General features: G+C 62.6%; 20 protein-coding genes and 1 pseudogene. 9 read left to right on the top strand and 12 right to left on the bottom strand.

Features of this window, described 5'->3' with window-relative positions; all coding sequences use genetic code 11:
- The first annotated feature begins 129 nt into the window (after positions 1-129).
- The 7 genes from JNO50_RS07050 (at position 130) to JNO50_RS07020 (ending at position 5,858) form a co-directional block, all read left to right on the top strand.
- Positions 130-1,077 (top strand): RluA family pseudouridine synthase, encoded by a 948-nt coding sequence (locus tag JNO50_RS07050; RefSeq protein ID WP_189535470.1) that lies wholly within the window; start codon positions 130-132, stop codon positions 1,075-1,077.
- Positions 1,061-1,720: an HAD-IIIA family hydrolase gene (locus JNO50_RS07045; protein WP_189535468.1), complete on the top strand. Its 660-nt coding sequence runs from the start codon at positions 1,061-1,063 to the stop codon at positions 1,718-1,720. Before JNO50_RS07050 ends, JNO50_RS07045 begins: the two co-directional genes overlap by 17 nt.
- Before the next feature lie 94 nt (positions 1,721-1,814).
- Complete coding sequence (locus JNO50_RS07040; protein ID WP_189535466.1) at positions 1,815-2,765, top strand: S49 family peptidase; 951 nt, start codon at positions 1,815-1,817, stop codon at positions 2,763-2,765.
- Between the two features lie 48 nt (positions 2,766-2,813).
- The gene (gene motD / locus JNO50_RS07035; RefSeq protein WP_189535465.1) at positions 2,814-3,647 is read left to right on the top strand and encodes a flagellar motor protein MotD; all 834 of its coding nucleotides are present in this window, start codon (positions 2,814-2,816) and stop codon (positions 3,645-3,647) included.
- A 24-nt stretch (positions 3,648-3,671) separates the two neighbouring features.
- A complete protein-coding gene (locus tag JNO50_RS07030) occupies positions 3,672-4,262 on the top strand; it encodes a malonic semialdehyde reductase (protein WP_189535463.1) in 591 nt (196 codons plus the stop codon).
- Between the two features lie 70 nt (positions 4,263-4,332).
- Positions 4,333-5,385, top strand: a complete 1,053-nt coding sequence (locus JNO50_RS07025) for a quinone-dependent dihydroorotate dehydrogenase (RefSeq protein ID WP_189535462.1) — start codon at positions 4,333-4,335, stop codon at positions 5,383-5,385.
- A 5-nt stretch (positions 5,386-5,390) separates the two neighbouring features.
- Entirely contained in the window at positions 5,391-5,858 is a 468-nt protein-coding gene (locus JNO50_RS07020; protein WP_229804806.1) for an outer membrane lipoprotein, read from the top strand.
- A 41-nt stretch (positions 5,859-5,899) separates the two neighbouring features.
- Here JNO50_RS07020 and JNO50_RS07015 read toward each other — a convergent pair whose 3' ends face one another.
- The 8 genes from JNO50_RS07015 to JNO50_RS06980 all read right to left on the bottom strand — a co-directional run bounded on the left by JNO50_RS07015 (position 5,900) and on the right by JNO50_RS06980 (position 12,630).
- Complete coding sequence (locus JNO50_RS07015; protein ID WP_189535458.1) at positions 5,900-7,768, bottom strand: M48 family metallopeptidase; 1,869 nt, start codon at positions 7,766-7,768, stop codon at positions 5,900-5,902.
- A gap of 174 nt (positions 7,769-7,942) precedes the next feature.
- Entirely contained in the window at positions 7,943-8,536 is a 594-nt protein-coding gene (locus tag JNO50_RS07010; protein ID WP_189535456.1) for a hypothetical protein, read from the bottom strand.
- Between the two features lie 383 nt (positions 8,537-8,919).
- A complete protein-coding gene (locus JNO50_RS07005) occupies positions 8,920-9,510 on the bottom strand; it encodes a hypothetical protein (protein WP_189535454.1) in 591 nt (196 codons plus the stop codon).
- 7 nt (positions 9,511-9,517) lie between these two features.
- A complete protein-coding gene (locus tag JNO50_RS07000; protein WP_189535452.1) occupies positions 9,518-9,808 on the bottom strand; it encodes a hypothetical protein in 291 nt (96 codons plus the stop codon).
- A gap of 180 nt (positions 9,809-9,988) precedes the next feature.
- Positions 9,989-10,405: an immunity 70 family protein gene (locus JNO50_RS06995; protein ID WP_189535450.1), complete on the bottom strand. Its 417-nt coding sequence runs from the start codon at positions 10,403-10,405 to the stop codon at positions 9,989-9,991.
- A gap of 156 nt (positions 10,406-10,561) precedes the next feature.
- Positions 10,562-11,536: an IS481 family transposase gene (locus JNO50_RS06990; protein WP_215796515.1), complete on the bottom strand. Its 975-nt coding sequence runs from the start codon at positions 11,534-11,536 to the stop codon at positions 10,562-10,564.
- Positions 11,537-11,638: 102 nt separating this feature from the next.
- A complete protein-coding gene (locus JNO50_RS06985) occupies positions 11,639-11,893 on the bottom strand; it encodes a hypothetical protein (RefSeq protein ID WP_189530913.1) in 255 nt (84 codons plus the stop codon).
- On the bottom strand, positions 11,890-12,630 hold the full coding sequence (locus tag JNO50_RS06980) for a polymorphic toxin-type HINT domain-containing protein (RefSeq protein WP_215796514.1): 741 nt from the start codon (positions 12,628-12,630) through the stop codon (positions 11,890-11,892). The genes JNO50_RS06985 and JNO50_RS06980 overlap by 4 nt, the downstream gene beginning before the upstream one ends.
- Here JNO50_RS06980 and JNO50_RS06975 point away from each other — a divergent pair.
- On the top strand, positions 12,620-12,808 hold the full coding sequence (locus JNO50_RS06975) for a DUF2164 domain-containing protein (protein WP_215796513.1): 189 nt from the start codon (positions 12,620-12,622) through the stop codon (positions 12,806-12,808). The two genes, JNO50_RS06980 and JNO50_RS06975, sit on opposite strands and share 11 nt — an antisense overlap.
- 154 nt (positions 12,809-12,962) lie before the next feature.
- Here JNO50_RS06975 and JNO50_RS06970 read toward each other — a convergent pair whose 3' ends face one another.
- Entirely contained in the window at positions 12,963-13,274 is a 312-nt protein-coding gene (locus JNO50_RS06970; protein ID WP_189530917.1) for a hypothetical protein, read from the bottom strand.
- Positions 13,275-13,758: 484 nt separating this feature from the next.
- Between JNO50_RS06970 and JNO50_RS06960 the strand changes: the two genes are divergently transcribed.
- Positions 13,759-15,450 carry an IS1634 family transposase gene (locus tag JNO50_RS06960; protein WP_189530921.1) on the top strand — a complete coding sequence of 564 codons (1,692 nt, stop codon included), beginning with the start codon at positions 13,759-13,761 and terminating at the stop codon, positions 15,448-15,450.
- A 64-nt stretch (positions 15,451-15,514) separates the two neighbouring features.
- Here JNO50_RS06960 and JNO50_RS06955 read toward each other — a convergent pair.
- The 3 genes and pseudogenes from JNO50_RS06955 to JNO50_RS06945 form a co-directional block, all read right to left on the bottom strand.
- A pseudogene (locus JNO50_RS06955) lies at positions 15,515-15,628 on the bottom strand (IS5/IS1182 family transposase); the annotation flags it as partial.
- 73 nt (positions 15,629-15,701) lie between these two features.
- Positions 15,702-16,151, bottom strand: coding sequence for a hypothetical protein (locus tag JNO50_RS06950; protein WP_189530923.1), 450 nt, complete (start codon positions 16,149-16,151; stop codon positions 15,702-15,704).
- A gap of 45 nt (positions 16,152-16,196) precedes the next feature.
- Positions 16,197-25,640 (bottom strand): hemagglutinin repeat-containing protein, encoded by a 9,444-nt coding sequence (locus JNO50_RS06945; protein ID WP_189530925.1) that lies wholly within the window; start codon positions 25,638-25,640, stop codon positions 16,197-16,199.
- Positions 25,641-25,658 lie beyond the last annotated feature (18 nt).

Here is a 25,658-nt window from a genome sequence, read left to right as displayed (position 1 = left end):
CCTACCCTGCCGGCCGGGCTGTTTCCCCGCAGCGGCGTCCAGGGGGCGATCGGCTCCCGGGACCATCATCCGGATCGCCGGCCAGGAACGTTACACAACGCTCCGTCCGGCGCATGAAGTATAAGCAAAATGACTGATATTCGCAAAGACTCTGTAACCTTTCACACTGTCGACGACGGCAGCGCCGGGCAGCGCATCGACAATTACCTCACCCGGCTGCTCAAGGGCGTCCCGAAAAGCCATGTCTACCGCATCCTGCGCTCGGGTGAAGTGCGGGTGAACAAGGGCCGGATCGACGCGTCCTACCGCGTGCGGGAGGGCGACGAAATCCGCCTGCCTCCCGTGCGCGTCGCCCGCCGCGATGGCCCCGACGCGCCGCCGGGCCAGTTTCCCGTCGTTTACGAAGACCCCTTCATGCTGGTCATCGACAAGCCGGCCGGCGTGGCGGTCCATGGCGGCAGCGGCATTTCCTTCGGTGTGATCGAACAGCTCCGCCAGGCGCATCCCGAGTACCGCTTCCTCGAACTCGTGCACCGGCTCGACCGCGAAACCTCCGGCCTGCTGATGCTCGCCAAGAAGCGCTCGACGCTGCTCAAGCTGCACGACATGATGCGCGACAATGTCCCGGACAAGCGCTACATCGCGCTGGGCGACGGACACTGGCCGGCCAACGGCCGCCATGTGCGGCTACCCCTGTTCAAGTGGACCACCCCCGACGGCGAGCGCCGCGTTCGCGTGGCCGAGGACGGCCAGCACGCGCACACCATTTTCTCCGTCGAAGAACGCTTTGGCGACCTCTCTCTGGTCGAGGCCCGCCTCAAGACCGGCCGCACTCACCAGATCCGCGTGCACATGCTCGCCAACGGCTGCCCGATCGCCGGAGACGACAAATACGGCGACCCGGCGCGCAACCGCGAATTCGCCAAGAACGGTTTGCGGCGCATGTTCCTGCACGCCCGCCGCCTCACCCTGCCCCACCCGGTCAGCGGCGAATCGCTTGTGCTGGAAGCGCCGCTGCCGGCCGAACTGCAACGCTATCTCGACCAACTGAGAAAAAACCATGGCACTTCCCTTTGATCTGATCGTTTTCGATTGGGACGGCACCCTGATGGATTCCACCGCCCATATCGTCCACTCCATCCAGAACGCCGCGCGCGATGTCGGCGCGGCCATTCCGGATCGCGCCGCGGCGAGTCACGTGATCGGTCTGGGCCTTGCCGAAGCCCTGCAGAAGGCCTGCCCCGACTTGCCCCCGGAGCGCTATCCGGCCATGGTCGACGCCTATCGGCGCTATTATTTCAGCGCCGACGAAACCATCGAGCTATTCCCGGGCGTGAGCGAAGCCATGCGGGCGCTGGCGCAGCAAGGTTATCTGCTGGCCGTCGCCACCGGCAAAAGCCGTCGGGGCCTCGACCGCGCGCTGACCGCCACCGGCCTTGCCGACTGCTTCGATGCCACACGCACCGTCGACGAATGCCCGTCCAAGCCACACCCGGCGATGCTCGAAGCGCTGATGGAGCAACTGGGCGCCACGCCGACGCGCACCCTGATGGTCGGCGACACCACGCACGACCTGCTGATGGCCGCCAACGCCGGTACTCATGGCGCGGGCCTGACCCAGGGCGCTCACGACGCGGACATCCTGGAGTTGTGTCCGTCGCTGGGTGTCTTTGATACCTTCGCCGACTTTTACGGCTGGTTGTCCGACTACCGGACCTGACCTCCCGGCTCATGGAGCTTTTCCGGGGAAAAAGCCTGGGGTACCATGACATACGGGCAGCACGCCACCAACATCGCATGGAGCATGACACACAGTGAGTGACAACAATCCGAACTGGGAACGCAACCTGCTGGAGAAACTCGCCGCCGCCTCGCTCGAAGAGCAGCGCCGCGCCCGCCAATGGAAAATCTTCTTCCGGCTGGCCTGGCTGCTGGTCATGGGCGTCATCGCCTCGGCGATCTTCAAATCCACCTTCATCGAAAAAGAAGACGGCAAGCTGTCCGTCGGCGGCTCCGGCCACACGGCGGTCATCCAGCTGTCCGGCGTGATCGACAGCGAGGACGATTCCGCGAACAAACTGATCGCGGGCCTGCGCGACGCCGCCGAGAACCGCAATACCCGCGGCATCGTGATCAAGGCCAACAGCCCCGGAGGCAGCCCGGTGCTGTCCGGCATGGTCTACGATGAAATCCGCCGCCAGAAGAAACTGCGCCCCGCCCTGCCCATCGTGGTCGTTGTCGAGGAAGTCTGCGCCTCCGGTTGCTATTACATCGCCGCCGCCGCCGACAAGATCTATGTCGACAAGGCCAGCATCGTCGGCTCGATCGGCGTGCTGTCCGACGGCTTCGGCTTTACCGGCTTGATGGACAAGTTCGGCGTCGAGCGCCGCCTGAGAACGGCGGGCGAGAACAAGGCGATGGGCGACCCCTTCTCGCCGGTCAATCCCAAGCACGAAGCCATCCGCCAGCAATTGCTCGACGACATCCATCAGCAGTTCATCAAGGCGGTCAGGGACGGACGTGGCGCCCGCCTCAAGGCGACCCCGGAGATGTTCAGCGGGCTGGTCTGGCTGGGAGAGAAGAGCCTGCCGCTTGGCCTCGCCGACGGGTATGGCACGGTTGACTCCGTGGCCCGCGACGTGATCCACGCGGAAAAAACCGTCGACCTCACGCCGCAGGATGATCTGGGCAGCCGCTTTGCCCGCCGACTTGGCGTAGAATTCAAGGGCGGGGTACGCAATTTGCTGGATACCCGCTTCTTCTGATGCCACCGCCCGCCCCCGCGGGCGGGCTCCGATGCAAGGACCGAGCCGATGTCACGCCGACGCCAACCGGAAGAGGAACACGAGAACCACGAACGCTGGCTGGTTTCCTACGCCGACTTCATCACCCTGTTGTTCGCGTTCTTCGTGGTGATGTACGCGATCTCCTCCCTCAACGAGGGGAAATACCGGGTACTGTCGCTCGCCATCGTCGACGCCTTCCGCACCGGCTCGACCCTGAGCGTCAACCCGCGTCCCAGCGGCGGCGCCAACACCATGGTCGAGGTACCTCAGACCAAACCGATCTCCAAAGCGGTCAAAAGCCGCTCCCCCCTCTCCGAGCAGGCGCGCCTCGGCAATCTCGCCGCCGATCTGAACAAGGTGCTCAATCCGCTGGTGAAAAGCGGTCAGGTCAACATCACCCAGACCAAAAAGGGCGTGGCGATCGAAGTCAAGGACACCGCGCTGTTCGCGGTCGGCCAGGCCCAGCTGTCCACGCAATCCTTCGAAACACTGCGGCAGATGGCCAACGTGCTCTCGACGGTCGACAATTCGGTGAGCGTCGAGGGCTTCACCGACAATGTGCCGATCCGCAACCCGGTGTTCCCGTCCAACTGGGAACTGTCGGCCGCCCGCGCCGGAAGCGTGGTGCGGCTGTTCGAAGAGAGCGGCATCAGTCCGGACCGGCTCGTGGCCATCGGCCGGGCCGCCAATCAGCCCGTTGACAGCAATGCCACGGCGGATGGCCGCGCCAGGAACCGGCGCGTGTCCATCACGGTACTGGCCAACACCCAGGACGACGAACGCACCCTTCCGGCCGAAGTCACCAGCGAACTGGCGGCCCCGGCCAACACGGCGCCGGATTCCCAGAACAGCCGGCCCTAGCATGCCCACGTGGAGACACAAACGATGAGTACCCCGATCAGCAAAACCGCTCTGGAGCAACTGTTCCTGGATGCCCGCACCCATAGCCACTGGCAGGCCCGCGAGGTCCCCGATTCCGTGCTTGTTCATCTGTTCGATCTGATGAAACACTGCCCGACCAGCGCCAACTGTTCGCCCGCGCGCCTGGTGTTCGTCAAGACCCCCGAAGCCAAGGCCCGGCTCAAGCCCTGCCTTGCCGAAGGCAATGTCGAAAAGACCCTGGCCGCGCCGGTCACCGTCATCGTCGCCCTGGACAACCGCTTCTACGAGCACCTGCCGTTCCTGTTCCCCCATGCGGATGCCAGAAGCTGGTTCGAGGGCAATCAGCCGCTGATCGATGCCACCGCCTTCCGCAACAGCAGCTTGCAAGGCGCCTACCTGATCTTGGCCGCCCGTTCGCTGGGTCTCGATTGCGGTCCGATGTCCGGCTTCGACCCGGCCAGGCTCAATGCCGAGTTTTTCCCGGACGGGCGCTTCTCGGCCAACTTCCTCGTCAACCTCGGCTATGGCGACGCGAGCAAGCTCTACCCGCGCAACCCGCGCTTCGAATTCGACACGGTCTGCTCCGTGCTGTGACAAGGCGCCGCTCGCCCGACATCCCGATGCCCGGTTATAATGCCGGGCATTTTCTTGTCCGAGGCCCGCCATGTTCTACCCGCTGATGCGTCCCCTGCTGTTCCGCCTCGATCCGGAGCAGGCCCACGAAGTCACGCTCAAACTCATCGATGTCGCCCACGCCCTGCACCTGTCCGGTCTTGCCGCCGGCACCATGGTTCACGATCCCGTCACCGTGATGGGCATCGAGTTCCCGAACCGGGTGGGTCTCGCCGCCGGGCTCGACAAGAACGGCGCCCATATCGACGCGCTGGCCTCGCTCGGCTTCGGTTTTCTGGAAATCGGCACGGTCACGCCCCGTCCGCAACCGGGCAACGACAAACCCCGGCTGTTCCGGCTGCCGGAGCACGAAGCCATCATCAACCGGATGGGATTCAACAACCTGGGCGTCGACGCGCTGGTCCGGAATGTCGCCGACGCGAAGTTCCGCGGGGTGCTCGGCATCAATATCGGCAAGAATGCCGCCACGCCCATCGAGTCGGCGGCCGACGACTATCTGACCTGCCTCACCCAGGTGTATCCGGCGGCCAGCTATGTCGCCGTGAACATCTCCTCGCCCAATACCCGCAACCTGCGCCAGCTTCAGCAGGCCGACGAACTGGATGTCCTGCTCGGGCGGCTCAAGGCCCGCCAGGCGGAGCTGGCCGATGCGCATGGCCGCTACGTGCCGCTCGCCGTGAAGATCGCGCCGGACCTCGACGATGAAGGTGTCTCGGCCATCGCCCGTTCGCTCGCGCGCCATGCCATCGACGGTGTGATCGCCACCAACACCACGCTCGCGCGCGAAGCGGTGGAGGGTCACCCTCACGGACACGAAGCGGGCGGACTGTCCGGCGCGCCGGTACGCGAGCGCGCCACACGGGTGATCGCGCGTCTGGCGCGGGAACTTGACGGCGCCCTGCCGGTCATAGGCGCAGGGGGTATTCTTTGCGCGAAGGATGCCCAGGAAAAACTTGACGCTGGCGCGAGCCTGATCCAGCTTTACAGTGGCCTCGTCTACCGCGGCCCGGGTCTCGTCGCCGAATGCGCACGCGCGCTCAAGGATCGCCCCCGTCAAGAACCCCACCCAGGAACAGGGAGCTGAACAAGATGATCAAATACTCTGGTAAATCCGTGATCGCGGCGTTGCTGGCCGTCGGCGTGCTCGCCGGCTGCGCGAGCCCCGATTCGGCCATGGTCTACTCCGGCCGGCAGACGCAACGCGCGCAAACCGTGCAGATCGGCACCGTCGTGTCGGTGCAGGCCGTGAAAGTCGAAGGCAACAGGAACGAACTGCTGACCCTCGGCGGCGCGGCCGTCGGCGGCATCGCCGGCAGCTCGATCGGCAAGGGCAAGGGCTCCGCGGTGGGCGCGATCGTCGGCGCGATCGCGGGCGGCGTCGCGGCCGACGCGGCGCAGAAGTCGATCGGGGGCAAACAGTCGGTGGAAGTCACCGTCAAACTCGACCGGACGGGTGAAATGCTCTCCATCGTGCAGGCGCCCGACGTGCCGATCGCCGTCGGCCAGCGCGTGCGCGTGATGCGTGGCGGCGGCACAGACCGCATCATGCCCTACTGATCCGGCGCGCCAGGCCCGAAACCGGGCCTGGCGGCTCTCCCTTACCGCTTGATCAGGCAAGTGTCCGGAATCTTTCGGAACCGTCGGCGCACCCAGCTGAATCCCCCTTCCAGACTCACGACCAGCGTGCCCGCCGGCAACGGCACGTTCCGCTGCAGTATTCCCGCCACCAGCTCGTCGCCGCGCCGCTTGCGCTGCCACCAGCCTCTCACGCTCACGGCCAGCACCAGGCTCGGACGCTCGGGCAGGTACCGCACTTCCTTGGCGGCCAGCCAGGCCTCGCCCAGCTCCTCGACGCACGAGAAAAACTCCCGCAGCGCGGTTACCCGCTCATCGCTCAGGCCATGCGGCGCGAAGCTGTCGGCCAGCAAGACCGTTTCCCGCTCCCTTTCGGCCAAGGCCTCCAGTTCGGCCCGCTCGCTCCACTGACGGTGCCATTCGTGCGCCTCGTCCTCCCGCCCCTCGGTCCAGCAGTGATCGCGCAGCGCTTCGGCCGCGCGCAGGATCCAGTCCGGATGGTGGCTAACCAAATCGGCAAGACGCTTCTCGCCCTCGGCGGTCTCCTCGTCGGAACGATCCAGCAGGCGCATGGCGAGCATGTAAGAGAAGTAAGGCTCGTCCACAGACGCATCGGCGAGACGGCGCCATAGCGCCAGGGCGCCTTCCTCGTCTTTGGCGGTCCGCTCCCGCAAAAAGGCCAGATCCACCATATCGCGCTCTTCCAGCGTGCCCGTGTCGGCGAGTTGCCGCTCAAGCTCGACCTGTCTTGCGCGATTGCGCGAGGTGGTCTGGTAATGCTCCCGCCAGCCGTCCGAGATGCGGCGACGCCAATCGTCATCCAGTCGGTCCATCAGGCCCGGCAGCGCCTCCCCGAGCAGACGCTCGGCGGTCTCGCCCTCTTTGGGCGGCTGCCAGTCGGCCTCCTCGCCCAGGGCTTCCAGGCGCTCCCGCAAGCAAGGGTGGGTATCGCCAAGCCCGGTCTCCTCTTGCAAGGCGACCGACAACCAGCGTTCCACCTCCTCCTGCCCGACGACATTCGCGCCGCTCATCTGCCGGTACGGCCGGCAACGGGGTTCGACGGTGTCGTCCGCTTCGCGGTGAATCTGTGGCCAGAACTCCTGCGACAGGTAACCGCCGCGCACCGGCAAGGCGCTCAGCGCCTGGGCCATCAGCCTGGGCGACGTCAGGCGCGCCGCTGTCGCGTCGGCGGCGTATTCGTTGGCGCGGGCGAGCGGAAACGCGTAGGCGTTCAGATAGGGCGCGTACCAGTTAAGGAACGGCTTGAACAGCCAGTTGCCGCGCCCGTCATCCTTTTCCAGTTCGGAGAGCAATTGCCCCCAACGCACCCGCTGGCGGTAAATCCAGTTGGACATCCGGCCATCCCCGCGCGACAGGTGCCCCATTTCATGCGCCAGCACGGCGCGCAACTGATCGGGGGTCAGCATTTTCAGAAGCGGCAGACCGATCAGCAGCGAGTTTTGCCACAGGCCGAGCGCGCCAAGACGCGGACGCTGCACCACGGCGGCATTGAACTCATCGGTCAGCAGCACCTCGTGGAACGCCGGCGCCTTAAGCTCGCTCCTGAGCCCGTCGAGCATGGCGAACAGCTCCGGGGAACGGCGGCGGTCAAGCGGAATGCCCTGCGGTTCGGGCACGGAAACACGCATCGCCTTGATGACGCGCCACAGCAGGTACCCCATGATCAGGGTCAGCTTGGCGCCCACGAAGTGCAAGCGGGTGATCGATACGATCGACACCAAAAGGCCGCACAACACCAGCCCGACCATGGTGGCGAGATACGCGTTGCCGAGCATGGCCAGCAGGACCACCCTGACGCGATAGCCACCCGGCTGCGCCACGGCCAGCCGCTCCAGGCGCTCGACCATGGCGGCAAATTTTTCTTCTTTCATCAATTATTCCATTAGCAAGTCAACATCCGGTCAAACAAAAACCAGCTCTTCGGCTGGTTTGGAACCCTGTCTAGCGCGCAAGGTTAACGAACCGTATGGTAACGGCACCCGGCACCGGGGGCAAAGGCAATCCGACCGGTACCGGGCGCCGCACTTCACACCACGACCAGAGGGTCAGCGACATTTTCCGGCGGGTTTCATATCATCGACAAGCTTGAGCTCGGTCGCTTCCGGGGTGCCGGTGATTTCCTTGATTTCCAGGCGGCACACGCGTTCGGCCACCGAGATATTCAACACGCCCTCGTAATCCTTGCCGGCCTTCGGAACGAAGCTGGCCGACAGGTAGCCGCACCTCATGCCCGACACATCGCCAAATGACACAAGCACCGTCAGCGGCTTGTCCGCGTCCACGGAATACTCGCGGAAAAAGGCTTTGGACAGCATACCATTGCGCTTGGCGATTTCCCGGGTAGTCGTGGTTTCCGGCATGCCGATGCCGGAGTTGGAGGCAACGCCGACAAACGAGGCGAACGCGTCCCCAAGGCCTCCTGAGACCGTCTCGGCGTCCGTCGGGCCCCACATGCCGGTTTTGTAACAGGCCATATTGCGATAGAACCAGACACCCACACCGTTCTGGCCGAACAGGCGGATACGCGCGCTCGATTGCGGAACCGCCTGCGCGTCATCCGCGCGAGCCGCCTCCGAAGCCAAAGCGACGGAACCGGAAAACACCATGGAGAGGAAGGTCAGCAGAATTTTTTTATTCATGACACAGGGCATAAAGCGAGGGGAAACACGGGAAGGCTAAGCGCCAAAATCGAACACGGCAACGGAATTTTTGCGCAATGTATAGAAATTTAGATCTGGCCAGATGGTCAGATCAAGTCTGAACTTCTACAGCTGATTAAATGAGGGAATTGTTTTACGGCGGAGAAACGCTCTGCTACTTCGAGGTAGCAGATTCGGCGCAAGCCATGGATGGAAAACGGCCGGCTTGCTACTGCGCGGCTATCGACGGAGTCGAGGCGGTTATTCTGAGTGGATTTTGGCATTTCCAACAAAAACAGGCTGACATCCGTTTACGGGATACCGGCCTATTTTTTTGGTATTGGCATGCGTGCGAATACGCTGCGCTATCCGCACCTACGGCTCTAAGCAAGCATTTCCGTTATCCGGCTTTGCCAGAAGGCAGTTTGCTCTGGGCTACAGGCCAACGCTTCGCAGCAACGACCCATCTCCTCCTGTCCAGCTTTAATCTCTCCATCATACATGTCGGATATGCGATGCACATTTGCCGCGAGAGCCAAGAACTGCTCGAAGTTTGTAGCAATGGACCTTAGCTTCCAGTTCGGTGAACTCATCGTGTCCAGCAAAAACACTTGATCTCGCGCATCGCTTGCGGCGGAAGCTACGCAAATAGGATTCGCTTCATATCGAGCAACGGCGATTAACGTGTTGCCACCAAATAGTCCCACCGAGGAATCCGATGCATTTGCTTTGATCAAACTTTGCTCAAGAGACTCACGCACAAACGATGGCCAAAGCGCAAAGAACCCTATAGAGACGCCAGCAAGTCTATTTGCTTCGGCAACAGAACAATATCCCCGAGGTAATTGGAGCTCTGCGACCAAACCCTTTGGTAGCTCAAGAGCCTCTGCAGTCACCTCGATCTCACCAGCAATTGCAGGAAATCTCTGGGCCACTTCATAGGTGTACCGCCGCACATCATCGATCGTTTTCAAGATCACTTTAGTTCCCCGAATGCTCTGGGTGCCAGATGCCCCAGCCAGGTTGCTTGCTATGGACTGTGCCCGGAAGCGGTATCGCTTTTGGGCCATAGTCCAGGTGATGGTGGACTAGAGTCTCGCCGTTGTACGCAGAATGTTCCGGGAAGTTCTTGATCCACACATCATCGACGATAGGCGATTGCTTAGCCGCAATGCGCGCAGCATTTGCGACGTTGAAGCGTGCCGCCAGTTCGGCGGCCAGCTTCAATAAGCCGATCTTGTGCTTGATGATGTTCTGGTTAAAACTAGCCATGAGGTTACTCCTGCGCTTGCGCGCTGTTTTGATGAAGATTCGCACCTCTATCAAAACGGGTAACCCCACCTTCCGGCAAGGCCTGACTGTCAGATCAAGTCTGAACTTCTACAAATGACATGCCGTCAAATATCAATAGCCTCTATCCAACGTGGGTAAATTAAAAATATTCATCACGTTCTAATACGCAACCACCTTCAAGACACCGCCACTATCGCGAAGTTCCTCTAGGCACTCTCTGATCACTGAGAAAAGCTGCCTACCAGTTGATGTGACAAAGTAATTTGAAAGATCAGTAATATCATTACTAATAACATCACCCCATGGAGGTGTTTTTTTTCTATCTTCCAGATCCCATATAACATCCGTAACAGGCAACTCTGAAAACATCTTTCGAATAGCTTCCAGCTCGTCCAAAGCATCTGCCGCCCACTCCTGACTCAGCTCCCCCTGATAGAGCTTATTCAATAAAACTGGAAACCGACTCCCCCATCCAGCCGACTCAAGATTTCCACTAATAGTAGAAAAGAAGGAATGAAAAAAATCATCACTCCCAATTTCATCGATAATACTACCCAACTTAATCCCAACAGTCATTTAATACCTCACTAGCGCAGAATATTAATATTTTCCCTAGAAATAGATCCGCCAGATTTTCTCTCGATACTCTCTAGCATACGATTGAGTTCGCCACGAGAAATACTCTGTCCGCGCACATCAATAGTTAAGTTCTAAACTGTATTTTCTGGCAGATTAGATGTCCAGTCCCGGACGATTGCTAACGCACTTTTTGAATAATTCAGGGCGCTGTTTTTGCCACTCCTTCATGGCCTGAATCGGTGTTCGATGTTGCAGCGCCAATTGCGGTAAGTGCTGATTGTAGAGCAGTACATAGCGCTCCAGCGTCTCGGCCAAGTCCTTGCCGGATTCGAAGCGGTGCGTCGCCAGCACGTCGCTGATCCGGCCGTTAAAGCGTTCTACCATCCCGTTGGTTTGCGGGGTGCGCGGTTTGGTCAATCGGTGCTCAATCCCGAGCGCAGTGCACAGCAGATCGAATTCGTGTTCACCACTCGGTTGCTTTTGCTTGTTGAACAGCCGGTCGGTGAACTCACTGCCGTTGTCGGTCAGGATCGTTCGGATATGGCACGGCACCGCCTTTTGCAGGGCGGTTAGAAACGCTCTGGCGGTATGGGCCGTCTTGTTCGACTTAATCTGCACAAAGACCCAGCGTGTGGCGCGGTCGATCGCAACGAACAAGTCGCGGCGGGATGTTTCGTCCGGCATCTGCGGTAAGTATTTGACGTCGATGTGAAAGTAGCCCGGATCGTACGCCTTGAATGGCTTGCTGAGGCGGTTGACCGGCGCGGACGAGGACTCTAGATCACGCAGGTTGCCTACGCCGTGGCGACGTAAGCAGCGGTCCAGCCCGGAGCGGGAAACGTCGGGGTTCAGGAACTCGTGCACGACGACCAGCAGGTCATCCAGGCCGAGCTTGAGCAACTTGCGCAGTTCGACCGCGATGTGCTCCTGGGCCGGTGTCAGCCGGGTTTGCAGCCGATGGGCCGTGTGCGAGCGGTCTTCAACAGAGTCACGATTCCGCCACTTGATGATGGTGGGGATGCTGACGTTGAAGCGTGCCGCCAGTTCGGCCAAGGTGCCGGTTGCGTTGCGAATTTCCTCGCGGATAGCCGGCGTTGTGCGGGCTTGTTTGTGCAGTTTGACGATCATTGTTGTTGCTGTTGTAGGGCGTGCAGAAGCCTACCCATACCTTCCCGGGCGATGGCAAGTTTCTCAAAGCGTTTGCTTATATGATCATCCGGGATGCGACACCTACCCAGCAAGTCTTGGTCTATTTATTGCATCCAGCAGATTTTCCAATTCAATTCCATATTGAGTTGGCTCGAAATGTTCATCAATTCCTTCCATCATAAATTCTAGATTTATCAAGCCACAAAGCGTATCAATATGGATTATATCAATACGGCCTTGTAGAGCACTATCAAATGCATCAGCATTTTTACCATCATCCTTGCATTTGAGTGCGATTAATATTTTTTTTTGCTCACTAGTCAGGTTAATTATCATTTTGCCACTCCTGCTGCACTTGTTCCCCAAGCAGTAACCACGTTCCCTTGTGAATTTACAACGACCGTCGCATTTTGTCCAACATACTTAAATGTTGGTCCATATTTACTTGGAACATAATGAATTGCCACAGGATTAAAAAATGCGTCTGTTACAGCAGCTTTGTTGACACCAATCCCAGAGTCTCTACTAGCTATTTGGGCTATCGCATGGTCAGAATAACTTACAATTTGTGTTGGCGCTTTCACTCCAGCCGCTTGCTCTGCAGACAACTGCATATTTAATCGAGCAGCTTGGGCGGAGCTAACCGCAGTCCCACTTGCACTAGCAACCCCGGGATTTGCTGCTTTCCCCACCTGCGATGCACTTCCACCCCCGACACCGCAGCAGTTCGCATTATGCACCCATGTCCCGAGCTCGCCCACGTGGTAGGTATGGAACGCCTCCACCTGGATGTTGTATACCACGTCGGTGTACGGCTCTTGCGCCACGCTCACCACGGTCAGAGGGCGGTCACGGCCATCCAGCAAGGTCATGCCGGCCTGCAGCAGCGCGGCTTTGCGCCAGCCCCAGTCCCGCACCCAGAAGGGGTGTTCCGCGGTGGTGCGCAGCAGGTCTTCGTTACCGTTCTGATCCGCGATGGTCACGGTAGGGAGGCGGGCATGGCCATCGAACTGGACAAGGCGGCGCGAGAGGCGGCAATTCTCTCGCTCGGACGGTATTTCGATGAAAGGCATCGGCAATCTGCAGGCCGGCGCCTTGCTGGATTTCTTCCTCGCAGAGATGGGGCCGACGGTGTACAACCAGGCGGTACGCGACGCGCAGGCGCGCCTGCAGCAGCGGGTCATGGACCTGGACGCCGAGATTTACGAAGACGAGTTCGCGTACTGGAAAAGTGCGCGCCGCCTCAAGTGAAGCGCTAGGTTTCAAAGCGTCTGGCGCGAGCATTCCGAAGTCTCCCGGGCTGATGAAGGCGTTCTTCCGTCAGTCCGAGTGCCAATATGCCAGCCAGTGACAATACTTTGGCAGAGCTTAGTATGCCAAGTGAGCTGCGTGTAATAAAGTCCACTCAGTCTACCTGATTGCGCCCTTCGAGCAAGTCAATTAGATTGCCAACTAGATCAATTGCATCATCTTGAAATTCAGCAATCCACCTCTCACTCCATTGCACAGGTCTGCCATCATCCTCCCATTCAGAAAGTGCATTAGCATTTACAATCTCCATTGTAAACCAAACCTTGCCACACCTATCTAAATCCACATTAGATAGAAATGGACTATGATGAGTGCAATACTCTTCTGCTAACCGCACAAAGCTGGCAAAGCTTTTCAATTCATCAGTAGAAGACCTTGCCAACTCTATAAAGTCTGATTTTTTCACATTATTTCCCATATTTTACAGTAACAATTTTTCGTATTTATTAACAATGGAGGATAAATTATTTTTGCTATCAAAGTAAACGGTAGTTCCACCACGACTTGTAGTTGCAATGCCATTCTGGATTGTATTTTCAATTACAGACGGCATCAATCCGCGATCTTGCATACGATCCAGCGCATGGCCAGAATAATTGTGATTGCCAATAATAGCTGGCCTCATTTCCTCTGGAAGCCGCATGTTTATTAGAGCGAAGGGGTAAAAAAACAGCGATTTTGAGGGGCAAACTGTCGAACTTCGGCTTGCCGAGCGGGCTACCGTGCCACCCGAGTTCGACAGTTCGCCCCCGAAAATCGCCTTTTTTGCCCCTCTCCCTCTAATAAACAAGCGGGTTTCAGAGGGATTTTTGTCAAAACTCGTGTAATGGCACGTTTACGTAGAGATATGTTGGTATTGACAGGCAATATGCCTTGTGTAAAGTAACGGCATGTTTGTTAAAGTTACTTCATCCGGCCCGCGCCGCTACGTTCAACTTGTCGAGGCCTATCGCGACGAGAATGGCCGTCCCAAACAGCGGACAGTTGCTACGCTGGGTCGCCTGGACCAACTCGGTACGGAATTGGAATCCGTGATCGAGGGTTTGCTGCGTGTGACTGGCCGGGCATTGCCCGAACCCGGTGAGCCTCCGGCGATGACCTTCGAATCCGCTCGCGCCCTGGGTGACGTATGGGCTTTGACTGAATTATGGAACGAGTTGGGCTTTGATCGTCTGCGCCAGACGTTCCGCCGCACCCGTCACGGCATCGATGTCGAAGCGTTGTTGCGCGTAATGGTCATCAATCGGTTGTGCGACCCCGATTCCAAGCTGGGTGTGTTGCGTTGGCTGGAAACGGTCAGCCTGCCAGGCATCGACGCCAACGCCATCGAACATCACCAATTGCTGCGTGCAATGGATGCGCTGATCGAGCACCGAGAAGCGGTCGACGGCGTGGTGTCTGAACTGCTGCGCCCGTTGCTGGACCAGGATCTGGCGGTGGTGTTCTACGACATGACCACCATCCGTGCCGCTGGTCTGTCGCAACAGCAAGACGATGTGCGCCAGTTCGGCAAGGCCAAGGAAGGCATCATCGCCCGCCAATTCATGCTCGGCGTGGTGCAAACCGCCGATGGCATTCCGCTCTATCACGAGGTGTTCGACGGCAATACTGCCGAGGTCACCACCCTCAAACCGACCATCGAGAAGGTGATCCAGCGTTTCCCGATCCGACGGGTCATCGCCGTGGCGGACCGTGGACTGCTGTCCACCGATAACCTGGCCGAATTGCAGTCGATCACCTTGCCCAGCGGCCAGCTGCTGGAATTCATCCTGGCGGTGCCGGGACGGCGTTACTCGGATTTCATTGAATTGCTGACGCCGTTTCAGCAGCAACAGTGCATGGACGCTCACGGCGAAATCACCGGCGAACTCGAATGGGAGGGGCTTCGCCTGGTGGTTGCACACAACCCGGAAACTGCCGCCGAGCAAGGATCTCAGCGTGACCGCACGATTGCTGAGCTGGAGCGCAACGCCGCCGAATGGAGTGGCAAGCTGGATGCGCAGGACGCTGGTCAACGCGGACGGGGCCGCAAGCTCTCCGATGGCGGCGCGCGCGCTCGTTTCTACCATGAGGTCAAAGAGGCCCACATGGCGCGCATCATCAAGGTCGACCTGAAAAGCGAGCTGTTCAGCTACAGCATTGATGAGCAGGCACTGACTCACGCGCGCTTGATGGATGGCAAACTGCTGCTGGTAACGAATGTCACCGACCTGAAGCCAGAACAGGTCATCGCACGCTACAAATCGCTCGCCGATATTGAGCGCGGTTTCCATATTCTGAAATCGGAGATTGAAATCGGGCCGGTTTACCACCGCCTGCCGGACCGGATCCGCGCCCATGCGGCAATCTGCTTTATGGCACTGATTCTGTACCGGGTGATGCGTCAGCGGCTGCATGCCAGCCAGAGCGGTCTGTCGCCCGAACGGGCGCTGGAGCAACTGCGACGTATCCAGCATCACAGCGTCACCATGAACACCCAATCCGTCACAGGAATCTCATCCATTAGCCAGTTACAAATGCGCATTCTGTCTGCGCTGAAGGTCAAAAAACCGACTGCCAGCAAGCAATTGCCCCTTCTGTAGTGGAGCGTTTTGAACACCACTATAGAAGAATCAAAGGCTTACGTGATTAGCTGTTGAATTCGGGGTGCCAGCACATGTAGCGATCCAGCCAGATCATCAACGATCCGCGCACCTTGAGCGCTGCGTTGTAGGTCTTCCCGTTCGTGGTCTTGTACTTTGGCGGGGCGGGCTTGCTTATGTCATCATTCTACTTCGCCGGCTCGGAACGTGATTTTTGCAACAAAGCCCTTCCACACCGGAAGCTCTATGCATCAGTGCAGCTGACTTAATTTTTCCAAATAATAATCCCAACAATCATTACTTTCTGGGTCTTTTTCTTTCATTATGCAAAAAAATCTAGCACCGGCCTCAGTAAACCTATAAACGAACTCATCCTTATCAACCTCCACGCATCTACCTCCATCAAAATCAATACTAATCTTAACCAGCCCCTCCCCCATTACATCAAAAGAAACTTTTATAGGCTGATCAGGGAAATGGAAAAAACAAGATTTACCCGACGAGACCTCACAGACACCGTCAACCACATAACTCCACAACTGATCTATATAGTCCCATGTATGCATATCAACCACCTGAAAATCATTTGCCGAGATTGACAAGGACCCTTCAATATAATTTTTATCATGAAGATCTCCATCATAGTCTTCAGCCTTTACAAAACTGTTATCCACTCGAAAATAAGTATCCACTTTCAGCATAATAATCTCCTGCAGCCATGTACTAAAATAAACATTAGCCTTTTTTTATTTTGGATATAACTGTCCAATTCTACCCCTGCGTAAACCAAGGACATACTCAACACCACCAACTTTTCCATTTATCTGTTTCGTGTCATACGGGTGCATGCTAGATAGCAATTCCCTGTTTTGAGCCATAACTTCCTTAATTACATTTTGAACATCTACAATAGTCATCTTCGGGTCAAGAAAAGTTTGGACTGACTTTGCCTCACCTCCCCAATACCCCGGATGATGACGCTCCAATACATGCTTCAATCCAGCCTTATCCAATTGATAAACATTATTCCCGAACTGATAGCGTTGAGAATGGAAATCAGCTAATGCATTTAGCAACTTCTCTGAGGATGATCTAACCTGTACTACACTGCTGCGACTCTCTCCCTCTTTCCCCACTTGCGATGCACTGCCACCCCGGACACCGCAGCAGTTCGCATTATGCACCCATGTCCCGAGCTCGCCCACGTGGTAGGTATGGAACGCCTCCACCTGAATGTTGTATACCACGTCGGTGTACGGCTCTTGCGCCACGCTCACCACGGTCAGAGGGCGGTCACGGCCATCCAGCAAGGTCATGCCGGCCTGCAGCAGCGCGGCTTTGCGCCAGCCCCAGTCCCGCACCCAGAAGGGGTGTTCCGCGGTGGTGCGCAGCAGGTCTTCGTTACCGTTCTGATCCGCGATGGTCACGGTGTAGATGACTTGATCGGGCGTGGCCTTGTGCGCCACCACCGGACGGAAGGCAAACTCCCCGGTCTCGTCGTTGCGCGCCCAGACCCGCTCGCCACCCGCGAAGGCTTCGATCGGTTTGAGTCCTTGATCAGTCCACACCGGGGTGCCGGCCACGAAGCAGGCGCCCGCCGAACACACCCGCGTGATTTCCTGTCTCGCCTTGCTCAGCACCAGATTGGCTTTGACCAGATTGCCCGCTTCCAGCGCCATCTGAACCTCACGCGCCAACGCGCGTAGCGACTGTAGCTCCGGGACGAGGTTGGGCAGGGCCAGCAAGACATCCGCAGCCGTTTTGGCATCGTTGATCGACAGCAGGAAACCCACGACCGGCAACATGTCCAGTGCGGTGCGCACCGCTTTTTCGCTGCCGACCTGTTCGCCTTTCTTGACGATCTCCTGAATGGTTTTGTCGCCCCGCACCGGGAAGTGCGAGTCGCTGAAGCCGTTGTTCTCCATCTCGGTTTTGGCCGCTTGGAGGGCGGTGCCCGCGCTGGCCGCCTGGCCGCTGCCCAGGGCGATGCCGGTCACCAGCGCGGAGACGATGTCTTCCCGGTTGCGCTTCTCTTCCGGGGTCATCCTGGCCGTGTCGCCACCCAGTACCGTGTTCAGCACTACGGCGGCGGCGCCGCCCATCGCGCCGGCGCCACAATTTTGACCACTGGCCGCCGCGCCAACGCATCCGGTCAGGGCATGCAACGCCCCGCGCACGGTTTCCGCTGCGCTCTGACTCAGGCCGCTGGCTTCCAGTTTCGCCGCGAGCGCTTTGACCTCCTGGGCGCCCAAGCCTTGCAGGTAGGCGACCGCGCCATTCTGAATCACGTCCGCCATGCCTCCGGCGGCATTACCGCCGAAACCGGCGCTCAACACCGTAAACAGTTGGCCCTTGCCGCCGCCCGGTCCCCAGGCTTTCGCGGTGTCATACGCCTCGGAATAGTCCTGCCACGCTTCGGCCACCGCGGCCTCGGCCCGGGCCTGCTGGGCCGCGTCGGCGCCGTCCCGGGCCCGGGTCTGCTCGGCCAGCGCTTTTTCCAGGTTCAGCTGCGCGGTCTTTTCCTTGGCGATCTGGTTCGCCACGAAGGTGCTGGCCTGCTGCTGGAAGGCCATGGTCACGTCCAGCGCGTTCTGCACTTTCGCCTGGTCGAAGTCGTTGGTCAGCCGGTGCGTGCTGTCGGTCTCGGTGCTCACCGTGCGGTCGATCGCCGGCGCGCCCTGCCCGCCGGTGATCGTCAGCGCCCCGGCGCTGACCCCGGAGGTGGTGGTCGAGCTCTGGTGGCTGTCGGCGAAGGCCGCGGCGCCCGAGCCGCTCGCGCCGTTCTGGAACGCCATCGAGCTGCTGCCGAACGGGCCGGAACCGCCCGGCGAGCCGCCCATCGAGCCGCCGACGCCGAGGCTGATACTCACCGCGGAGACGTCCGCATGGTTGCGGATGTCCGAGGCGCTGAGGCTGCCGGTGGTCAGGCTGTTCCGCCCCGCCTCGATGGCCGCGCGATGGCTTTCGATCACCGCGCCGGTCAGGTTGGTGTTGCCGCCCACCGTCACCTGGAAGCCGCCGTCGCCGGCCTTGATGCCGGACTGGCGCTGCACGCTGGCGTAGTCGGCCTTGATGCGCTGGTAGCTGTAGTTGGCGCTGCCGGAGAAGCCGAAGCCCACGGTGACGTCGGCGCTCAGGTTTTCGTTCTTGCTGTCGAAGGTACTGGTGTCCTGGCGGCTCTGGATGTCCAGGTTGCCGCCGACCTTGGCCACCACGGTCGTGCCGGACACTTCCGCGCCCTTGAGCGCGGTGTCGCCGCCGCTGGTCAGGTTCACGGTGCCCGCGGCGTTCAGCGTGGTGTCGACTTGCCGGCTGTCCTTGCCGTCGCTGTGACCGCGTCCCACGCTGCCGTTGGCGGTGAACCCGAAGGCCGGCTTGCCGCCCTGGAAGGCGATGGCCACGCCAAAGCCGCCGCTCGCGCTGCGATTGGTGGTGTGCTGTTCCGAGCTGTTCTGCCCGGACTGCAGTTCGATGGCGTTGTCCGCGCCCAGGGTGGCGTCCCTGCCGGCCAGCAGTTGCGCCGCCGTCGCGCGGATCGAGCTGTCGGCGCCGCCGCCGGTGGCCGACAGGGTCAGGTCGCCGCCGGCCTTGAGCAGGCTGCCCGCGAGCGTCGTGCTGCTGTTCTTGGTGACGGTTTCGCTGTGGCTGCCGCCGACGGTGATGCTGATTTTCAGGCCATTGGAGGCATGGCCGTTCTGGCCGGCCATCGCCTGCTGGTAGGCCGCATAGCTGTTGTACCCCGCGAAGGCCGCCGTCGCCGCCGACAAGGCCTTGACCCGGTCGTCCTTGGTCTCGGTCGCCGTTTGGGCCGCCGACGCCATGGCCTGCAGTCCGTTGATCAGCGGGCTGGTGAACTGGACGGTCAGGCCACTGGACTGGCTGACGGTTTTCTGTTCGCTATGCCAGGTGTCGACGCCCGCCTCCAGGGCCTGGCGCCGCGCGTCCACCCGGACATCCTTGCCCGCCGTGACATCGCTGCCGCGGATCGTCAGCGCGTCGCCGGCGCGCAGTGTCAGGTCGCCGTTGACGCTGCCCACCAGCGCGCGATTCTGGCTTTCGCTCACGCCCTTGCCGTCCAGCGTCTGCGTCAGTTCCTTGCTGCCGAAGGTGAAGCCGATGCCGCCACCGCTGAACACTCCCGAGGTCTTTTCGTTATGCAGCTGGTAGACCTGGTTTTTCACCGTGCCGGCCTGGAGGGTCAGTTCGCGCCCGGCCTCGAGGCCGACCGACTGGGTGCCCGCGACCTGACCGGCCCGGATCGCCACGTCGCGCCCGGCGGCCACGCCGATCGAATCGGCCGACACCAGGGTGCCCACTTCGCTCGCCGAGCGGTTGATGGCGATATCCACGGTCTTGGTGGAGCTGAAGGTGCCGCGCTTGCTGCCGGTGGTCTTGCGCTCGTCGCTGTGCTCATTCAGCGCGGTGTCGAGACGGACGTCGCGGCCGGCGGCCAGTTCGGCGCGCCCGTCGCTCTTGAGCGTGGCCGCGTGTGTCTCGATGTCCTGTCCCGCCAGCACCGACACCGCCTGCCGACCGTCGAGCCGGCTACCCTGCTGCACCACATCGCGACTGCGGGTGTAGCTGCCGTTCTTCGCATAGTCGAACGACGACCGGGTCAGCGCCACCGCGTTGAGCGTCACGTCCTGGCCGGCGCGCACCGTCACCGCGCCGTTCTGGCCGGCCAGTTCGGCGCCGGTCAGCTCGGCGCGGCCCCGCACCGCCAGATCCACCGATGCGCCGGTCATGCTGGCCAGATTGAGGAAATCGCGGCGCGAGTCGAAGCCGTAGGATTTGCTGCCGACATCCACGTCGCGCCGTTCGGTGCGGGTGTCCACCGTGCTGCGGATGCGCAGGTCGCCGCCCACCGTGGCCTGCAGGGCGGAACCCGCGGCGAGGCGCGACGCCTCCACGGTCAGGTCCTTGCCGGTGGTCAGCGACAGGCCGGCCGCCGACTCGAGGCGGCTGCCCTCGGTCCACATTTCGCTGCTGGCGTAGCGGCTGCGGGTGTTGCCGCCACTGAGCGTCTCGCCGTAACGGCTGCTCCACTGCCTGGCGGTCAGCGCAAGCGCGCCGCCGGCGGCCAGCGCGGCGTCGCCGGCGCTGGACAGCGACGACACGAACCACGTCATGTCGCCGCCCGCCGTGGCCGCGAAGGTGCCGTCCGAATGGATCGCGGCGCGTTCCAGCGACAGCGCCCCGCCGGCCTTCCAGTGCTGAGCCTGGCTGGCCGTGACGGTCGAGCCGCTCACCGCCAGGTCGCGACCGGCGCCCAACCACACCGCGCCGCCGTGAATCGCCGCGCCACGCCCTTCCTGCGTGGCCGAGCCGCTCAGCGTCAGGGTCTCCGCGGCATTCAGCGCCACGGTGCCGGCGGCCTGCACCCGGCCGCCCGCCAGGGCGATCGTACCGGCCTGCGCCAGCACCTCGCCTCCCTCGATCGCGCCACGGTTGACCAGCTCGCCATCGGCCAGCAACGCCACGCGCTGCCCCGACATCACCGCGCCCTGTCCGGCCGGCGCGTTCTGCGCCCCGGCCAGATAGACCACCGGCGCCAGCACGGTCTCGCCGTTCACCACCCGTTCTTCCAGCCACACCATGTCGCGCGTCAGTTGCCGCATCTGGTCGGCCGTCAGGGCGATTCCGGGGGTCAGCTGGAACTGCCGGGCGAACTCGACACCGTTGTTCATCAGCCCCTGGTACTGCTCCATGGCATCGGCGTAGCCGGCCAGGAAGCGCTGCCCGGTAAGGCCGGTGATGGTCTGGGCGATGCGCTGCTGCTCGTAATAGCCGTCGCCCAGGCGCTTCTCCAGGCGCGCGGGGTCATGCCCGAGCTGCTTGAGCATGTAGTCGGACGACACGAACTTGGCGTAGGAGGTGAAGCGCGGATCGGTTTCCACCAAGTAGCGTTGTCCCGGCGCGCGATGCACCGCGAACAGGCCGCCCGGCGGCGGCAGGTAATCGTCCGGCACGGTCTGGCCGATCCGGATCGAGCCGGCCATCCGGGATGGCGCGCCCACGCTCCCTGGCGGCACCGACCCGGCGCCGGTCGGCGTCTCGGCCGCCGGCGCGGCCGGCACCGCGGCGTCGTGGGTGATGTTGCGGATCGCCGGCGCGGCGATGCCGAGCGTCTGCCGCGACGCCATGATCGCGTCGACGGATCCGATCTGCTCGGCGCTCTCTTCGGTTTCCGTGTTCGCGCCCTGCACGATCGTGCGCGTGGTGATGCGGTTCAGCGCCTGGCCGAGGTTTGCCACAGGGGTGCGGCTGGTGACCGTCAGATCGCCCTGCGCGGCGATGGTGCTGTACCGGTTGGTGAGCGAGTCCACGGTCAGCGTCATGTCCTGACCCGCCAACAGATTGGCGCGGGACGCCAGGGGCCCGGCCAGGGTGTCGGTCGCGATCGTGGTGGTCACCGTCAGCGGCCCGGGCGCGGCCTTGGGAAACACCGTGTCGCGGCCCGCCACCGGGGCGAATTTCGGGAACACCTCCACCACTTCGCCTTCGAAGAGCAGACCAGTATTCCGCCAAGCCGCACCGAACGTGTGATGGAACGCGATGCGAGCCGGGGTGAGCACCAGCGAATCGACCAGACGGGTTGGCAGAATGTCGCGCGCCGGATCATACCCATCCAGATAGAAATAGCTGCCGTTCTCGGCCTGGAAATACGGCAATTCGCGCACCCCCGCCGGTTTGCCGTTCTCGGCCATCTGCACGGTAAGCACGCGGCGCTTGGTGTCATCCTTCAGCAGCCGGATTTCCGCAGTTCCCGTCACGCCAGCCTTGGTGTAACTGTCCTGATAAACACCGTTGGTGAATGTCACCTTGCCGACATAGGGGAAATTCAGCTCACACATGTCGCGGCCGCCGCTGCCGCAGTCGTACCAGAACTCGTGCGCTCTGGGCAACGAGTAAAGATTCATCACGGACTGCGGAGCGGTCTGCCGGACCCGCGTCAGCGCGGGCGCCGTGGTGTCGTTGACCAGTTGGCCAGCGAAGACCGTCATCGCCCCGCCCGACTGGATGGTCGACTGGCGGTTCAGGATCGCCCCCACCGGGCGGGCCGCCTCGCCCACGGACAGCCGGCCCTCGGCCGACATCCAGGCGCCGTCCAGATTGGAGAGTTCCAGGCCCGGCGACAGTTGCATGTCCCCGCCGGCGGCGATCGCCGCGCCCGCGCCGCGGTTGGTCAGGCGATCGCCACCAAACGCGATCGTTTCGCCGGCGATCAGTCCGCGGTTGTCGAGCGTGGACGCCGTGAGCCGCACGCCCCGCCCGGCCAGCGAGCCGTCGTTGGCGAGGGTGCCGCCGGTGCGCACGTCCAGTTCGCCGACGCCCTGGGCGCCGCCGCGGTTGGCGATATCGCCGCCGCTTTGCCAGTGCAGCGCGCGGCCGGCCACCAGGGTACCGTCATTGACGGTGTGTCCGCCGGCGGCCAGGGTCAGGTCACGCCCCGCCACCCAGCGTTCGCTGGCGCCGAGCTGAAGATCGCCGGTCACCGCGAGCGACACATCGCCGTCCGAGCCCAGCACGCCCGCGCCCTCGAGGCGCTCGCTACGGACCGCCAGGTTCTCGCGGCCCACCAGCTCTCCGCCGCCGTTGCCCAGGGTGGTCGCGGTGACCCGCAAGGTGCCCGCGCCGTGGATACGGCCGCCGCGGTTCTGCAAGTCGGTGTCGACGTCCAGCCGGCTGTCTTCGCCGCCGGACGCCAGCACCGTGCCGCTATTGGCGAAGCTCCGGCTGGATACGCTCAGCGCGGCGCCCTGCAGCAGGCCGCCGGCGTTGGCCACGTCCCCGGCTGTCAGCGTCAGCCGCCCGCCACTGGCCAGTTTGCCGCCGTCATTGCGCACGGTATCGGCGGCCAGCGACAGCGCCGAGGCGCTCAGGATGGCGCCGCTCCGGTTATCCAGCGCGCCGCTCACCGTCAGGCGGCTCGCGCCGCCGCCAACCGCCTGGATGCGGCCGGCGCCGTTGGACAGCGAGCCGACCTCCAGCGCGAGCGCCGCGCCGGATTCGATCGCGGCGGCGCGGTTGTCGACGCCCCCCGCGCCGAGCGCCAGGTCGCCGCCGCTGGCGATCACGCTGTTGTCCGTGGAGCGCACCTGGCCCGCCACCTTGATCGTTGCCGCCCCCGCCGTCTGGAAGCGCCCGGCAAGCTGGGTCCAGTCGCCGGCCCGCAGCGCGAGAGCGCCGCGGCTCGTCACGGTGCCCCCGCTATTGTCGAAGCGGCCGCCGAACGCCAGTTCCGCGAGGCCCGCGCCGCTCTGAGCGAGCGTGCCCCGGCGGTTGTCGACGTCCGCCGCCGTCAGCGTCAGGCGCCGGGCGGTCACCGTGCCGTCCTGGTTGGTCCAGTCTCCGCTTTGCAGCGTCAGCGTGCCGTCGCTGCTCCACGCGCCGCGCGAACTGTCGATGCGGTTGGCCCGGAGGTGCACATCGCCATTGCCGCCCATCCGGCCATCGCTGGCGTCGATGGCGCCGCTAAACGTCAGACGGGCCGCGCCCTCGCCCAGCGCGGCGATCCGGCCATGGCGGGCGAGCAGCTCGGCACCGGTCAGGGTGAGGCGCCCCGCGGCCTCGATCGTGCCGTCGTCATTGTTCAGGGTGCCGCCGCTGTCCAGCGTGAGGTCACCCGCCACGGCCAGCCGGCCGCCCCGGTTGGCGAACCCCGCTGTCGCGCTCACCCGGGCCTCCCCGGCGCCGCGCTGGGTCAGCGTGCCGCCGTCGTTCACCACCTCGTGCGCGGCGAGCGCCAGTCCGGCGCCGTCAAGCACTCCGCGGCTGAGGTCAAGGCGTCCGCCCGCCGTGAGCCGCGCCGTCCCCGCCGCCACGGCGGAGGCCCCGGCCAGCCGCGCATCGCCGCGGCCGGACAGGGTCAGGTCGCCATGGGCGCTGAGCAGTTGCATGCCGGACAGCTCCAGCGAGCCGGCCGACACGGCGAGGCTGCCGCCGGCGCGCCATTGCCCGCGGAACGCCAGCGCGCCGGACGTCTGCACGGTCAGCAGCCCCCCGGCATCGAGCGTGCCGTCCTCTTTGGCCCCCGCCACCCACGCGCCCGCGCCGTCCACCGCGCCGGCCGTCACCGTCAGCGCGCCTTGCGCCACGATGCCGCCGTCGACGCGCACCCGCTGCGCGCCCTCGAGCGACACGCTGCCGCCGCGCACATCGCCTTGCTGTGTCAAGGTGCCGGCCGCGCGCACGGCAACGGCGTCACGCCCTTCCACCCGCTCGACCAGCGTGATGTCGCCGGCGCTGTTCAGATGCACCGCGCCCGCCGTCGCGGCGATCCGGCCCCGGCTGTTGACGGCGAAGCCGGCTTCGCTGCTGGTCAGGCGGATCGCTCCCGCGTACATCCCGCCCAGCGCCGCCACGTCCAGCGCCACCCCTTCGCCGCCCTGCGCCGCCAGCGGCCTCGCCGCCAGCGTCGCCTTGTCGACCTCGTTGCGCCCCAGCACCACCTCCAGCCGTTTGGCGTATACCCCGCGGTTAAGCTGCAGCGCGCGGCCGATCAGGGTGAAACTGTCCAGCCCGGACACGTCCAGGTCCTGCCCGTCCACGCGCAGCGTGCCGCCCTCCACCCGGTAGCCCGCCAGCAGTCCGTTGTCCAGCACCGGCCGCCCGGTGGTCAGCGTCGCGCGCTCGGCGTTGATGAAGCCGCAGCCGGCGCAGGTGATGCCCCACGGGTTGGCGATCACCACTTCGGCGCGTTGCCCGGCCACTTCCAGGTAACCGGCCAGTCGCGACGGGTTGGGCGCGATCACTTCGTTGAGGATCAGGCTCGCCGCCCCGCCCTTGAGCGCGGCGTTGCCGTCGATGAATCCCGCCAGTCCGGTCGCGGCGATCCCCGCGCTGTTGTTGAGAATCACCCCCCGTTCCGGCACGTCGAAGCGCTCGTAGCGGTTGTGCGACACGCCGCCCGCCGACGGCGCGGCGATCTGCACCACCGTCACGCCATTGGGCGCCGCGCTCACCGTCGGCCCGCCCGGCGCCGCCTCCGGTCCCTGCGCCAGCGCCGCCGCGCCGAACCCCGCCAGCACGCAGAACGCCAGCGTCCGCACCCGGGCCCGGCCGCACCGGCGCGGTGCGCCGCCGGGGCCGCGCGCGCCGGGTTTGCGGCACGACGCGGCGGTTTCCTGGACGGCCATCAGCGTGCCGCGATGGCGGTTGAAGACGAGGCGATAACACAAGGCGTTCATGAGCGGGGATCCTGTCGG

The sequence above is a fragment of the Paludibacterium paludis genome (assembly GCF_018802605.1).
Lineage (GTDB): Bacteria > Pseudomonadota > Gammaproteobacteria > Burkholderiales > Chromobacteriaceae > Paludibacterium > Paludibacterium paludis.
Note: the sequence above shows the minus strand (reverse complement) of the source record. Positions and strands in the feature narration are given on the sequence as shown.

Coding starts and splice junctions, on each gene's coding strand:
- JNO50_RS07050 (WP_189535470.1), top strand. CDS start 130: ATGACTGATATTCGCAAAGACTCTGTAACCTTTCACACTGTCGACGAC.
- JNO50_RS07045 (WP_189535468.1), top strand. CDS start 1,061: ATGGCACTTCCCTTTGATCTGATCGTTTTCGATTGGGACGGCACCCTG.
- motD (WP_189535465.1), top strand. CDS start 2,814: ATGTCACGCCGACGCCAACCGGAAGAGGAACACGAGAACCACGAACGC.
- JNO50_RS07030 (WP_189535463.1), top strand. CDS start 3,672: ATGAGTACCCCGATCAGCAAAACCGCTCTGGAGCAACTGTTCCTGGAT.
- JNO50_RS07025 (WP_189535462.1), top strand. CDS start 4,333: ATGTTCTACCCGCTGATGCGTCCCCTGCTGTTCCGCCTCGATCCGGAG.
- JNO50_RS07020 (WP_229804806.1), top strand. CDS start 5,391: ATGATCAAATACTCTGGTAAATCCGTGATCGCGGCGTTGCTGGCCGTC.
- JNO50_RS07015 (WP_189535458.1), bottom strand. CDS start 7,768: ATGAAAGAAGAAAAATTTGCCGCCATGGTCGAGCGCCTGGAGCGGCTG.
- JNO50_RS07010 (WP_189535456.1), bottom strand. CDS start 8,536: ATGAATAAAAAAATTCTGCTGACCTTCCTCTCCATGGTGTTTTCCGGT.
- JNO50_RS07000 (WP_189535452.1), bottom strand. CDS start 9,808: ATGGCTAGTTTTAACCAGAACATCATCAAGCACAAGATCGGCTTATTG.
- JNO50_RS06995 (WP_189535450.1), bottom strand. CDS start 10,405: ATGACTGTTGGGATTAAGTTGGGTAGTATTATCGATGAAATTGGGAGT.
- JNO50_RS06990 (WP_215796515.1), bottom strand. CDS start 11,536: ATGATCGTCAAACTGCACAAACAAGCCCGCACAACGCCGGCTATCCGC.
- JNO50_RS06985 (WP_189530913.1), bottom strand. CDS start 11,893: ATGATAATTAACCTGACTAGTGAGCAAAAAAAAATATTAATCGCACTC.
- JNO50_RS06975 (WP_215796513.1), top strand. CDS start 12,620: ATGAAAGGCATCGGCAATCTGCAGGCCGGCGCCTTGCTGGATTTCTTC.
- JNO50_RS06980 (WP_215796514.1), bottom strand. CDS start 12,630: ATGCCTTTCATCGAAATACCGTCCGAGCGAGAGAATTGCCGCCTCTCG.
- JNO50_RS06960 (WP_189530921.1), top strand. CDS start 13,759: ATGTTTGTTAAAGTTACTTCATCCGGCCCGCGCCGCTACGTTCAACTT.
- JNO50_RS06950 (WP_189530923.1), bottom strand. CDS start 16,151: ATGCTGAAAGTGGATACTTATTTTCGAGTGGATAACAGTTTTGTAAAG.
- JNO50_RS06945 (WP_189530925.1), bottom strand. CDS start 25,640: ATGAACGCCTTGTGTTATCGCCTCGTCTTCAACCGCCATCGCGGCACG.